A 13,848-nucleotide genomic window follows, 5' to 3' on the forward strand; every position below is an offset into this window, starting at 1 on the left:
GAAGTGAAACCTCTTAGCGCTGATGGTAGTGTGGGGTTACCCATGTGAGAGTAAGTCATCGCCAGCTTTTAAATCTAAAACACCCCGATCTTTAGCGAGAGCGGGGTGTTTTTTTATGTGCGGTGTTTATCGGGAAGAAAGTTTAGATACATTCATCAAATTTTAAATAGATAATCAATATAAATAAGTAAATCAATGGTTAGCTTTGCTATATTTTAGGCAGTGGATTTCAGTTAAAATCATTAAAATAAAAAAGTAGAAACATTATGTATAAGAAAACAGCTGTGCCGACAATCTATGAAAATTCTGAAACCAATGCATTTGAAGCAAAAGTTATTTGGTCACCTTCAAAGTCTATTTGGGTAATGATGATGTATCTTTTTGGAATTTATGGTGTTTTATTTTTATCATCCATTGAAAACTTTCTAGTATTTTTAATTAGTTCTGCGATTACCCTATGCCTTGGGCATTCATTAGGAATGCATCGTCGCTTGATTCATCAAAGCTATGAATGTCCTAAATGGCTGGAATATTTATTTGTTCATTTTGGTGTCATTGTCGGATTAGCTGGTCCTTTTGGTATGGTGAGGACACATGATACTCGTGATTGGGCACAGCGCCAACCTCAGTGTCATCCATATTTTTCTCATCAAAGCTCTTTTCTAAAAGATGGTTTTTGGCAAATACATTGCGATATCGTTTTAAAACATCCCCCTATATTTAAAGAAGAATCTATTCTCGATACTCAATTTTATCGTTTTATGGAAAAAACGTGGATGTTACAGCAATTGCCTTTGGCACTTATTTTATATCTGATAGGCGGCGTAGAATGGGTTATTTGGGGAACTTGTTTGCGTGTTGCAATTTCCGTCACAGGGCATTGGCTGATTGGATATTTTTCTCATAATTCAGGCCATCGTTCGTGGCATGTTAACGGTGCAGGCGTACAAGGCTATAACATTAAATTTTGTGGCTTAATCACTATGGGAGAGTGTTGGCATAATAATCACCATGCATTCCCTGGTTCAGCAAAACTAGGATTGGAAAAAGGTCAATCTGATCCTGGTTGGTGGGTATTAATAATATTAAGTAAAATTGGATTAGTTAAAAATCTAAAACTAGTCGCTGATTTGGAAGAACGGCAAGAGCTTGTACCTTATCATCAAAAAGCTGACGAACAATGCTAATCAAAAAAGCACTATCAAACACTTTTTTGATTTAAGCTCTATGCGTAAAATTCACCATCTACATTATAGGTGGTGATTATCAATCCAATAAACTCATGACATCATCTTCGGACAATTTCACTTCATTTTCATGATCAATACTCAGAATAGATTTGGCAAGATCAGCTTTATTTTTCTGTAAGGCTAAAATCTTTTCTTCAATACTCTGGTTGGTAATCAACTTATAAACAAATACAGGTTTATCTTGACCAATACGCCATGCACGATCAGATGCTTGATCTTCAGCGGCTGGATTCCACCAAGGGTCATAATGAATCACTGTATCAGCAGCAGTGAGATTAAGCCCGACACCGCCTGCTTTTAAACTGATGAGGAAAACAGGAATATCGCCTGCTTGGAATGCCGTGATCACTTCATCACGTTTCTTGGTTTGTCCAGTAAGTTTTACATTTCGAATCTTTAAGGCTTTTAAATGCTCTTCAATAAGTTGTAGCATCGTGGTGAATTGAGAGAAGATTAAAATCTTACGTCCTTCCTCAACCATACCTTGAACCATTTCCAATAAATGATCTAATTTTGCTGATTCAACATTTTGATTCTTGACTTGATCAAGTTGTAAAAGGCTTGGATGGCAGCAAACTTGTCGAAGCTTAAGTAATGCACTTAAAATTTGAATCTGACTACGATGGAAGCCTTTAGCTGCAATCAACTCACGAATATTCTTTTGCATTGTTGCACGAACAGCTTCGTAGAGCTTGGATTGCTGTTCATTCATATCAATATTTACTTCAATCGTGGTTTTTTCAGGAAGCTCTTTCGCCACCTCTGTTTTTAAACGACGCAACATAAACGGTTTAATACGAGAAATGAGTTTGGTTTTAACCTGAAGATCTGCATGTTTCTCGATAGGATTACGATATTTTTTATTAAACAATTCCTGACTATATAAAAAACCAGGCATCAAGAAATGGAACAATGACCATAATTCGCCCAAATGGTTTTCCATCGGTGTGCCAGTTAAGCATAGACGATGTTTTGCTTTGATTTGTCGTACAATTTGAGAGGCTTTGGCCCGAGGGTTTTTAATGTTTTGCGCTTCATCTAAAATCAATAAATGATATTGATAGGGCAGTAAAAATTCTTCATCACGGCCCAAAAGCGGGTAGGTGCTGAGCACAATATCTACATTTTTAATCTCTTGAAAATGCTCAACTCGGTCATGTCCTTGTAAGACCAAAACTTTTAATTCAGGGGTGAATTTCTCAGCTTCTTTACGCCAGTTATGCATTAAAGAGGTTGGTGCAATAATCAAGGCTGGGCGTTGATTTAATCGGCCTGCCTGCTTTTCTAATAGAATATGTGCAAGTGTTTGTGCTGTTTTACCGAGTCCCATATCATCGGCAAGGATACCGCCATGTTCAGTTTCGCGTAAAAACTGTAGCCATGCTAAACCTTGTTGTTGATATGGGCGTAGTTCGCCTTGGAAACCTTGTGGTGTACAGATTTGATCTTGATAACTATTTTGAAGCTTTTCTGCAAATATTTTCAGACGCTCATTGGTACGCCAAGGCATGCCCAAATGATGCTGTAAGTCTAAGAATTGAGCGGCATCGTATTGATCTAATGTTGCAGATTCTGGATGTCGTAAAATTTCTTTTAAATAGATCAGAATAGGCTTAATTTCTTGATTTCTAAGTGCCAGTTGTGTTTGAGCTTCTTTTAAATGAACAATTAAGAAGCTGTCACTGTCCATTTTTTCAATATAATCATCTTCTAAAAGGTGTGGATTGTGCTGTATCGCATAACCAAGAAGATCAATCAGGTTATAGGTGTTGCCATTCATATCCTGAATCGTCGCACCGACATTAAACCAGTCTTGTTTTTTTTCAGATTCATTCAATGAGAGCTGCAGGTTTTGTGTTGCACTTAAATTGAACTGACTATCTAGGGTATGTTCAACTTTCCAGCCGAGACCTTCGATTTTATTTTCAGGAACCAATTGCTCAACCCAAGCCATTGGATCTGCATAAACAATTGAGTTTTCAGTGATGTCATCAAAAGCAGGGCGTTTGCTTTTTGGTAGCTTGCTAATCCTTTGCATGGATTTAACTGAATGAATTAATTCATCAATATGTTTCTTTTCAGCAACTAAATCGCGTTGTTGGCGAACTGCTTTTTCATCAATATTGATAATGAAACTTTCATCAGGGAAACCCGCTTTAATTCGTCCAGCTGAGTATTCAAATTCAATTTCAGCAATTGCATAATGATGCATATGACCAAGACGATCATATTGCGGATGTGTTCCAAAACGTAAAATAGGTGTGGGTTTGCCTTTTAATATTTCTATACTTTGTGTAAATGGCGCTTGAGGTAAATCTTCAAAAAATGCATAGGGTTGAATCACTTGTTCAAATTCAGCCATTAATTCCACAGGCATTTGTGGCATATTCAGCAATTCTTCGATCATTTCACTAGAATATAAAGACTCAAGTACACCGACTTGGTTTTTAAGGGTATCGAGATAACTTAATGGATGAGAATGAATAATATAAATTTGTTCAGCATGGTCAGGTGAAATCTCTAGATGATTTTCATCAAAAAATTGTGCTTTAAGTTTCTCTGTTTGTTGTTCTGTACGCGTTTGCCAGTTGAATTCAATTTTATAAACTTGGTCAGACCATGTTAAAGGTAATCTTTGTACATCAAGTGCGTAACAAGCGCTACTTTGAATAGCCGTTCTTAGATGTTCTTGATAGATTCCTGAAATATCCCATGACGCTGGATAGAAATGAACATCGCTAAAATTTAGCTTAGCGAAAAAGTACAAATGACTAAAGATTTTCTTTTCTTCTTTGCTCACTTTAAGACGTTCATTTAATACATTGTCATAGCTGGTGTAGAGTGCAGTATCTCTAATTTTTCCATCTTTGTTACGACGAACTTTAAAAACACTAAGTTGTAATTTGGCGGTGTTATTTTTTGGTTGGAAAATATAAATAAGTTGGTGCTGTACTGGCGTTTCAGTACGTTGAACTTGTGCCAATTGTTGTTTAAATTGAGCGAGCCAAGCCTTTGCCGTAGTGTGAGTAGAGCTATTTGTTGTGGTTTGAGCTTGGTCTAATGGGTTTAGTTTTTGACGTGCGGCTGGGTTGAAAAGTTGTTGATCATAAAAATAACGTGCAAGTGCAGCCGAATGCTTACAATCGTAACCAACAGGGCAACTACAGTCTGTATCCACAATTTTATTGGTTAAAGGATTATAGATAACAGCTGTTTCATAATAATCCGTTCCCTGAATTTGTGCTTCGATGACTAAATTATCCCGATCAGGGTAGACCTCTAAGGATTTTAGATCAATTTTTTTGACATAACTCAAGCTTCTTTGAATGGTTGCAGGGCTAAAACGTGATAAAAATTGATTCAATGTCGCCATTATTTATAGAGCTAAAAATTAAAAGGAAATTACTAACAGTGTAACGGATTTTTGATCATGAATCTGAAATTAATATATGAGTTTTGATCAAAAATGACATGTTTTTAAATACAAATTGATCGTTTCTGCAACTTTAAATTAAATAAAATCTGTCAGTATAAGTTTTTCAAAATAATGCTGGGAAGCAAATCAAGATGAAGCATAATCCAATTTACTATACAGATCAGCATTTTGCATTTGCAGATTCCATTCGAAAGTTTGTTCAAAAAGAATTAATGCCACATATCAATCAATGGGAAGAGGCAGAAACCTTTCCAAAAGAACTTTATAAAAAAGCCGCAGATATCGGCTTATTGGGGATAGGTTTTGACGAAAACTATGGGGGAATTCCAGAAACCGATGCTTTTCATGTGTTGTTGTCTTCGATTGAGTTAGCTAAAACAGGTTCAGGTGGTTTATGTGCTTCCTTATTGTCACACTCGATTGGCGCACCTCCGATCAATCATTTTGCTTCAGATGAGATTAAACAAACTGTACTGACTCAAATTTTAGCAGGGGAAAAAATTTCAGCGTTGGCGATTACTGAACCCACGGGTGGGTCTGATGTGGCAGCACTTAAAACCAAAGCTGTGCGGGATGGTCAAGACTATATTGTCAGTGGCGAAAAAACCTTTATTACATCGGGCATTCGTGCGGATTATTATACCGTTGCAGTACGTACAGATCCTGATGCCAAAGGCCCGAATGGTATCTCGATGTTATTGATGGATGCCCATAGTGACGGCATAAGCAAATCAAAACTCGACAAAATGGGATGGTGGGCTTCGGATACAGCTCATCTCCATTTTGATCAAGTTCGTGTTCCTGCAAGCAATTTGTTGGGGGCAGAAAATATGGGTTTCCTTGTGATTATGAATAACTTCAATATGGAGCGGTTTTTTCTTGCTGCCAGTAGTTATGGTTTTGCATTAGCCTGTTATGAAGAAGCATTGGAATGGGCACAAGAACGAAAAACCTTTGGTAAACGTTTAGTTGATCATCAAGTGGTTCGGCATAAATTAGTCGATATGGCGACTCGCTTAACCACAACACTTGCTTTGTTGGAGGATACTGCTTATCGCTTAGGGAAGCCTGAAATGCAGGGCAATGAGTTGATTGCGCAAATCTGTATGCTTAAAAATGTGGCCACTCAAACTATGCAATTTTGTGCCGATGCAGCTGTACAAACTTTAGGGGGCATGGGCTTTATGCGAGGCACTAAGTCTGAACGGATTTACCGTGATGTTAAAGTCAATATGATTGGTGGTGGGGCGGAAGAAATTATGAAAGACCTCGCGAGTCGTCAATTGGGCTATTAGAATATCGAGAATGGATTAAACTAGAACTGTACACAATAAATCGCAATAAAAATAAACAGGGAACAACAAGATATGGATCATTTAAACAACCCGATTTACTACACCGCTGAGCATCGTGCATTTGCAGACAGTGTGAAGAAATTTGTTGAAAAAGAGATTTCTCCTTTTGTGAATGAATGGGATGAGGCTGAAACTTTTCCTCGTGCGCTTTATCAAAAGGCTGCTGCAATTGGTCTATTGGGTTTAGGCTTTGATGATGAGCATGGGGGAATCTCAGATGCAGATGCATTTCATGTGTTCTTAGCCGCAGTTGAAACAGCCAAAGCTGGCTCTGGTGGCGTACATATTTCTTTGATGATTCATACCATTGGTACACCACCAATTCATCATTTTGCTCAGCCACATATTCGTGACAAGGTGATGCCACAAATTATTTCAGGCGAAAAAATTTCTGCACTTGCAATTACCGAACCAAGCGGCGGTTCTGACGTTGCTGCATTACAAACCATAGCAATCCGTGAAGGTGATTTTTATCTGGTGAGTGGTGAAAAAACCTTTATTACTTCAGGTATGCGCGCAGATTATTATACGGTAGCGGTGAGAACCGATCCTGAAAATAAAGGTGCGAGTGGTATTTCGATGTTATTGGTCGATGCACACAGTGATGGCATCACTAAATCACCTTTAAAGAAAATGGGTTGGTGGGCATCAGATACTGCTCATTTGCATTTTGACCAAGTGAAAGTTCCTGTAGAAAATCTTCTTGGTGAAGAAAATGCAGGCTTTAAGGTCATTATGAAAAACTTCAATATGGAACGCTTTTGGTTGGCCTCTATGGCCTATGGTTATGCCTTGGTCTGTTATCAAGAGGCTTTAGAGTGGTCTAAAGCGCGGAAGACTTTTGGAAAACGCTTAGTTGATCATCAAGTGGTACGTCATAAGTTGGTTGATATGGCGACGCGTTTAACCACAACTCGGGCATTATTGGAGGATACTGCTTATCGTATGGGGCAGGCTGAACTACAGGGCAGTGATTTAATTGCACAAATTTGTATGTCAAAAAATATCGCAACCCAAACCATGCAGTTCTGTGCAGATGCAGCAGTGCAAACCTTGGGTGGTATGGGCTTTATGCGAGGGACTAAATCCGAGCGTATTTATCGTGAAGTTAAAGTAAATATGATCGGTGGCGGTGCTGAAGAAATCATGAAAGATTTGATTAGTAAGCAGTTGGGGTTTTGATCACTCCTTTGGGAATAATAAAAACTTACAATGCTGGTTTCTGCTAAAAATAACCATAGGTGTGCTAGAGGCCTATGGTTATTGTCAATTTAAGGAGTCCTTATGGAAGTAGCAAAGATTTTTCAATCAGGACGTAGCCAAGCTATTCGTTTACCTAAAGCATTTCGTTTTGAGGGTAAAGAAGTTGTGGTTAAACACTTTGGTAATGGTGTTTTGCTATTACCTTTAAATAATCCTTGGGAAATTATGCAAGAGGCTGTGTTTGAGTTTGAAGATAATTTTTTGCTTGAGCGGGAAGATCAAGGTACTTAAAGTTGAGAAAAATTGTTGTGAATTCTCAAAAGTTTTCACTTTTAGAACAACTCAATGCCTAAATCTAATGCTGCTCTTATTGTGTGATTTTTAGATGATTCCGAAGTTTAATTTTACGTAGATATGGCGTTATTCTCCAACAAAGATTGTAAGCTGAATTTCCACATGCCCAATAACAAATGGTCGTTGCATGAATGTCTAGATTGTCTTGTAAAACTTGAAGAATCGTCATCCATTGTTGATCTGAGCCTAGTATTTTCGATGATTCCTCAAACGATTGTAAAAGTGTTTCCATAAGTGCAAATTTTTCGTCATCGTTAAGTTCATTTGAAAGATAAGCATGCATAAATTCATCAATACGACTCGGATCTGCAACTTCATATTCCCAATCTTGCATATAAGGATCAGTAGGTAAATTGAAACGTTGAGCTAATGCGTTAATTGCCGAAGCTGTAATGTACCGTTGAGGGTATATTTTATAAATTATTTCTGTCTGTTTTATCATGCAAGCAAATGTTAAGTTATTTCGGTTCTATAGAACTTAGAACAAGTGAAGCTGAGAAATCAACCATTGCTTGTCAATCTTCGGCCCAATCCTCATTAATTATCGCCCAACGTTGATGATCCATCCATTGCTGACCACCAATCCGCAAATATTGTCGAGAAAAGCCTTCCAGAATAAAGCCAGCATCAGCAACAAGGCGAATGGAAGCAGTATTCTCAGCTTGTATATTTGCCTCTAAACGATGCAAATTTAAAACATGGAAGGCTTCATTCAACAATAAATTAATGCCTAAACGCATGTAGCCATGTCCTTGAAAAGGCTCAAAAACCTCATAACCTAAATAAGCAGAATGAAAATAACCGCGAATGATATTGGAAATGTTAAAGGTACCAATAATTTGATGGGTTTCAGTCAGACAAAGGAAATATCTGCCTTCTTGTTGTAAGTAATGTTGAAAATCAGTTGGAGGATATGTCCAAGGATGATGAAGTATTTGGCTTTTTTTATAGGCCTTTGCGATTTCTTCAAGATCTGAAATGTTGGGCTTGCGAAGATAAACTGTGCTCATTTCAAAGCCATTTCCAAAACGATTTCAGTTAGTTCATCTAAGCTCATTTTACCATTGGGATTATACCAAGTGACGGTCCAAGCAATCGCACCGCCCAATAAACGGCGCCAAATAAAAGCATCATGCTGAATTTTGCCGAGGTCGCGTAATTTCTCAATCACATTGAACCAGATATCCTCATAATCATTTCGCAGTTTAAGAAGTTCATCTTGCCGTTGTTTTGACAACGCAAACCATTCATAAACTAAAACAGCCATGGCTGAACCGGTATCTCCAGTAATCGAAATTAACTCAGCTTTGATCAAGTGTTTTAACTGTTGTTCAGCATCATCCGATTTTTGGATTGCATCAAGCATACGGGCATGATTGTAAATAATGGTTTCATGCATGACATTGGCAAGAATATCATCCTTGCTTTTAAAATGATGAAATAAGCTACCCGATTGAATTCCAATAAAATTTGCTAACTCACGAACTGTGGTTTTGGCATAACCTTGCTTATGAAATAAATAAGCAGCACCAAGTAATAAACGACCTTTAGGGCTGTCATCAAAACATGCGATTGGTTGGATATCATCGATTGAGTGAGCAATCATCGGATCATTTTTTCCATAAAGTTAAGCAAATTATTCATTGTATAAAACGTGTTTTAGCACATTTGCCAATTCAGGATAACATTTTGCCCTTTACAAACCAAGCGCTTGCTTGGTAGATTGATGTATAAATTTTATTCAGAACAATGAAAACAAGATAGGTGTGAAAATGGAAGATCAGCGTATTGTGAAAATTGGATGTGCTTCAGGTTTCTGGGGGGACACCAATACCGCAGCATTTCAGTTGGTACATTTGTCTGACATCAATTATTTGGTTTTTGATTACCTTTCAGAAATCACCATGTCTATCATGGCAAAAGCGATGATGACTAATCCAGAACATGGTTATGCTTTGGATTTTGTCAGTCGAGTGATGACACCGCTGCTTAAAAAAATCAGTGATAAAAAAATAAAAGTGATTAGCAATGCTGGTGGTGTCAATCCATTGGCATGTCGTGATGCCTTGCAGAAAGTGCTTGAAGCACAAGGATTGGATTTAAAAATTGCAGTGGTATTGGGCGATGACCTATTACCACAACAAGCCGAATTAAAAACACAAAATATTAAAGAGATGTTTAGTGACGAAGATTTGCCTAGCCAATTAGCCAGTTGTAACGCATATCTAGGAGCTGTTCCAATTCGAGACGCACTTGATCAAGGTGCAGATATTGTCATCACTGGGCGAGTGGTGGATTCAGCTGTGGTGCTTGCACCTTTGTTGCATGAATATCAATGGTCCTTAGAGGATTATGACAAGCTGTCCCAAGGTTCTTTAGCAGGGCATATCATTGAGTGTGGTGCACAATGTACAGGTGGCAATTTCACGGATTGGCGCTTAGTACAAGGCTTTGACAATATGGGGTTTCCAATTGTTGAAGTGAAAGCAGATGCATCATTTATCGTGACTAAACCAAAAGGAACCGGTGGACTGGTTTCGGTTGCAACTGTTGCTGAACAAGTTGTCTATGAAATTGGTAATCCACAAGCGTATTTATTGCCCGATGTTACTGCAGATTTTAGCCAAGTGAAATTAGAACAGGTGGGTGAAGATCGAGTTTTAGTGATTGGCGCAAAAGGTAGAGCACCGACACAACAATATAAAGTCAGTGCAACCTATCCTGATGGTTATCGTGTCTTGGTGAGTTTCCTGATTGCAGGACGCGAAGCCCCTGAAAAAGCCCAAGTAATTGCAGATGCAATATTAACTAAGTGTGAGCGTGTTTTAGCATTACGTTCAGTTCCGCCATTCTTAGAAAAATCAGTTGAAATATTGGGTATTGAAAGTACCTATGGTGCAAATGCACAGCCAATCAATAGTCGAGAAGTGGTTGTCAAAATCGCTGTAAAGCACATGTTTAAAGAAGCATGTATGTTTTTTGCTTCTGAAATTGCCCAAGCATCTACTGGAATGGCACCTGCATTGGCTGGAATTGTTGGGGGGCGTCCCAAAGCTTCCCCTGTGATTAAGTTGTTCTCGTTTTTAGTGGATAAATCAAAACTAAGTGTTGTGATCGACATCAATGGTCAGCGTCAAAATATACAGATTCCATCAGGTTGCTCAGATCAATCTTTTGATGTTGTTGCAGTGGGTGAAGTTGCTCAATTTACGGGTCAGGAGATTGAAGTTCCTTTAGTTGAAATTGCCCATGCTCGGAGTGGCGATAAAGGAAATCACAGCAATATTGGAGTGATCGCACGTCAGCCTGAATATCTACCTTGGATTCGTGCCAATTTGACTGAGGAAAAGGTCAAAGAATATATGCAGCATGTTTTAGACCCTGAAAAGTCTAAAGTGATTCGTTATGAAATCACGGGGTTTAATGCCTTAAATTTTATGCTGGAAAATGCCTTAGGTGGTGGAGGAATTGCCAGTTTACGTATTGATCCACAAGGCAAAGCTTTTGCACAACAGCTTTTAGATATGCCAGTCAAAATCCCAGCGAGTTTAAAGTCCTTCTAATCCTTGTTTACGAAAGTGGGGGAAATTCCTCGCTTTTTAAAAGGGAGCTTGGAGCGGGATTTAAGCAAGTTAAAAGACAACAATTTGGATATAAAAATGCATTATCACTCAATATTTAGATCGGATGCTTTTCAGGACCAAGTCATCATTGTGACCGGTGGTGGTTCGGGTATAGGGCGCTGTACTGCTCATGAACTGGCTGCTTTAGGGGCTCAAGTGGTGATTACAGGGCGGAAAATTGAAAAGCTGGAAAATGTCAGCAAAGAAATCATCGAAGATGGTGGCAAAGTTCATTTTATCGTTTGTGATAATCGCGAAGAACACAACGTGAAAGAGATGATTGCCGAAGTGATTGAAAAATTTGGCAGACTCGATGGCCTTGTCAATAATGCTGGCGGTCAGTTTCCCTCAAATATAGAAGGCATTTCTGCCAACGGTTTTGATGCTGTGGTACGCAACAACCTACATTCAACTTTCTACTTAATGAAAGAAGCCTATAACCAATGGATGGCAAAACATGGTGGCAGTATTGTCAATATGGCAGCTGATATGTGGGGTGGCATGCCGGGGATGGGACACTCAGGTGCAGCCCGTGCTGGGGTAGATAATTTAACCAAAACAGCAGCGGTGGAATGGGGACGTTCTGGGGTACGTGTTAACTGTGTTGCTCCTGGTTGGGTTGTTTCTTCAGGAATGGACAATTACACCGGTGATTTTGCCAAATTTATTATTCCAAGTTTGGCGGGGAATGTACCCCTGAAACGAATGGGGACCGAATCTGAAATTTCTTCTGCTATTTGTTATTTACTTTCAGAAGCAGCAGGTTTTATTTCTGGCATGACGATTCGTATTGATGGCGCTGCATCCTTAGGCACTCGAATGTATCCATTGGCAGATGCTTCGAATAGCGAGTCGTTTAATGGCTTCCATCGTGCCTTTATTCCAGATGTATTAAAACAACAATTGAGTGATCAAACCAATAACCAACAGACAGGAGAAAATTCATGACTGTTCTCCAATCCGAAATCGCAGTTGGCAGTGAGCAATTTGAACAGAACAAGCAGGCATTACTTGCTCAAATTGCCGAAGTGCGTGCAGTACAAAATAAGAATATTGAAAAATCTTATGCAGCCAAACCCAAATTTGACAAGAAAGGCAAAATTTTACCGCATGAACGTGTCCGTTTAGCTCTTGATGCTGATTCACCATTTGTTGAACTGTGTGGCTTGGTGGGTTATGCCATGCATGATGATAAAGATGGTTCAGATGCAGGTGGTGGGATTATTTCAGGGATCGGTTTTGTCAGCGGTGTTCGTTGTCTGATTTCAGCAAGTAACAGTGCAATCAAAGGCGGAACAATGTCACCGATGGGGGTACAAAAAACCTTACGTTTGCAGGCGATTGCTTTTGAACAAAAATTACCGATGCTGACTCTCACTGAAAGTGGGGGTGCCAACTTAAATTACGCTGCTGAAGTGTTTACTTATGGTGGAATGACCTTTGCCAATCAGGCACGGCTGTCTGCCGCAGGTTTACCCCAAGTCTCCGTGGTACATGGCAATGCAACAGCGGGTGGAGCGTATCAACCGGGTTTATCTGATTATGTGATTGCAGTTCGTAAGCAAACTGAGATGTTACTCGCAGGGCCACCTTTACTTTTGGCGGCAACCGGAGAAGTGGCAACTGCAGAGGAACTCGGTGGTGCAGAAATGCATGCACAGGTTGCTGGAACAGCAGAATTTTTAGCCGAGAATGATGCCGATGGAATTCGTATTGCTCGTGAGGTTTTTGAGCATCTTAACTGGAAAGAGCAAACTCAAAAGTTAAACTTAAGCTATAAAGAGCCACGTTATCCTGCCGAGGAGCTGTTAGGGATCATTCCTGCAAGTCCGAAGCAGCCTTTTGACATGAAAGATGTGATTGCACGAATTGTTGATGACTCTGAATTCTTTGAAGTAAAACAAGAATATGATGCATTGACCGTGTGTGGCTGGGCAAAAATTGGTGGATTACATATCGGAATTATCACCAACAATGGACCGATTACCCCACAAGGCGCCACCAAAGCTGCACAGTTCATTCACCTCTGTGAACAGACCAAACGTCCATTACTGTTTTTACATAACACCACAGGCTTTATGGTCGGAACTGATGCTGAACAGAACGGCATTATTAAGCATGGTTCGAAATTGATTCAGGCCGTTGCCAATACCACTGTACCGAAAATTTCTATCGTTGTGGCAGGTTCCTATGGCGCGGGCAATTACGCGATGTGTGGACGTCCATTATCACCGCAATTTATTTTTGCATGGCCAAACTCGCATGTAGCGGTGATGGGTTCAGCTCAGGCTGGCAAGGTATTACGTATCGTAGCGGAAGGAAAGCAAAAAGCTTCAGGGATGGAGCCTAACGAGCAGATGCTAGATTTCTTAGAGCAAAGTACAGCAGCAAAATTAGAACAGCAGTCAACCGCCTTATTTAATACGGCCATGTTGCATGATGATGGAATTATCGACCCGCGTGATACACGCAAAGTCCTGATCTTCTTATTAGAAACAATTTATGAAGCAGAACATCGCAAACTAAATCCAATACGATTTGGTGTATCGAGGCTTTAAAAATCCTCGCCCTTGCGAAGCTCATCATTCCTCATCTTTTAAAAGTGGGGTGTTCTCCGCTTTATTAAA

At 39.4% G+C, this 13,848-nt stretch carries 11 protein-coding genes; 7 read left to right on the top strand and 4 right to left on the bottom strand.

The window, feature by feature from the left end:
- The first annotated feature begins 266 nt into the window (after positions 1-266).
- Entirely contained in the window at positions 267-1,187 is a 921-nt protein-coding gene (locus ASC84_RS13805) for an acyl-CoA desaturase (protein WP_056515664.1), read from the top strand.
- Positions 1,188-1,266: 79 nt separating this feature from the next.
- Here ASC84_RS13805 and ASC84_RS13810 read toward each other — a convergent pair whose 3' ends face one another.
- Positions 1,267-4,623 (bottom strand): DEAD/DEAH box helicase, encoded by a 3,357-nt coding sequence (locus ASC84_RS13810; RefSeq protein ID WP_056515667.1) that lies wholly within the window; start codon positions 4,621-4,623, stop codon positions 1,267-1,269.
- 194 nt (positions 4,624-4,817) lie between these two features.
- Here ASC84_RS13810 and ASC84_RS13815 point away from each other — a divergent pair, with 194 nt between their 5' ends.
- The 3 genes from ASC84_RS13815 to ASC84_RS13825 all read left to right on the top strand — a co-directional run bounded on the left by ASC84_RS13815 (position 4,818) and on the right by ASC84_RS13825 (position 7,535).
- The gene (locus tag ASC84_RS13815) at positions 4,818-5,981 is read left to right on the top strand and encodes an acyl-CoA dehydrogenase family protein (RefSeq protein WP_056515669.1); all 1,164 of its coding nucleotides are present in this window, start codon (positions 4,818-4,820) and stop codon (positions 5,979-5,981) included.
- A 72-nt stretch (positions 5,982-6,053) separates the two neighbouring features.
- Positions 6,054-7,223 carry an acyl-CoA dehydrogenase family protein gene (locus tag ASC84_RS13820; RefSeq protein WP_056515672.1) on the top strand — a complete coding sequence of 390 codons (1,170 nt, stop codon included), beginning with the start codon at positions 6,054-6,056 and terminating at the stop codon, positions 7,221-7,223.
- 102 nt (positions 7,224-7,325) lie between these two features.
- Entirely contained in the window at positions 7,326-7,535 is a 210-nt protein-coding gene (locus ASC84_RS13825) for an antitoxin (RefSeq protein WP_056515675.1), read from the top strand.
- A gap of 76 nt (positions 7,536-7,611) precedes the next feature.
- On the opposite strand, the gene ASC84_RS13830 is transcribed toward ASC84_RS13825, so the two are convergent.
- From ASC84_RS13830 to ASC84_RS13840, 3 genes are all read right to left on the bottom strand, one after another.
- Positions 7,612-7,932: a hypothetical protein gene (locus ASC84_RS13830; protein WP_227515150.1), complete on the bottom strand. Its 321-nt coding sequence runs from the start codon at positions 7,930-7,932 to the stop codon at positions 7,612-7,614.
- Between the two features lie 181 nt (positions 7,933-8,113).
- Positions 8,114-8,608 carry a GNAT family N-acetyltransferase gene (locus tag ASC84_RS13835; RefSeq protein ID WP_056515680.1) on the bottom strand — a complete coding sequence of 165 codons (495 nt, stop codon included), beginning with the start codon at positions 8,606-8,608 and terminating at the stop codon, positions 8,114-8,116.
- A complete protein-coding gene (locus ASC84_RS13840) occupies positions 8,605-9,204 on the bottom strand; it encodes a TetR/AcrR family transcriptional regulator (protein ID WP_056515682.1) in 600 nt (199 codons plus the stop codon). Before ASC84_RS13840 ends, ASC84_RS13835 begins: the two co-directional genes overlap by 4 nt.
- Before the next feature lie 166 nt (positions 9,205-9,370).
- Here ASC84_RS13840 and ASC84_RS13845 point away from each other — a divergent pair, with 166 nt between their 5' ends.
- From ASC84_RS13845 to ASC84_RS13855, 3 genes are all read left to right on the top strand, one after another.
- Complete coding sequence (locus tag ASC84_RS13845; protein WP_056515684.1) at positions 9,371-11,161, top strand: acyclic terpene utilization AtuA family protein; 1,791 nt, start codon at positions 9,371-9,373, stop codon at positions 11,159-11,161.
- A gap of 96 nt (positions 11,162-11,257) precedes the next feature.
- The gene (locus tag ASC84_RS13850; RefSeq protein ID WP_056515687.1) at positions 11,258-12,169 is read left to right on the top strand and encodes an SDR family oxidoreductase; all 912 of its coding nucleotides are present in this window, start codon (positions 11,258-11,260) and stop codon (positions 12,167-12,169) included.
- Positions 12,166-13,779, top strand: a complete 1,614-nt coding sequence (locus tag ASC84_RS13855) for an acyl-CoA carboxylase subunit beta (RefSeq protein WP_004724110.1) — start codon at positions 12,166-12,168, stop codon at positions 13,777-13,779. The genes ASC84_RS13850 and ASC84_RS13855 overlap by 4 nt, the downstream gene beginning before the upstream one ends.
- Positions 13,780-13,848: the final 69 nt, after the last annotated feature.

The sequence above is a fragment of the Acinetobacter sp. Root1280 genome (assembly GCF_001425285.1).
In the GTDB taxonomy this organism is placed as follows: domain Bacteria; phylum Pseudomonadota; class Gammaproteobacteria; order Pseudomonadales; family Moraxellaceae; genus Acinetobacter; species Acinetobacter guillouiae.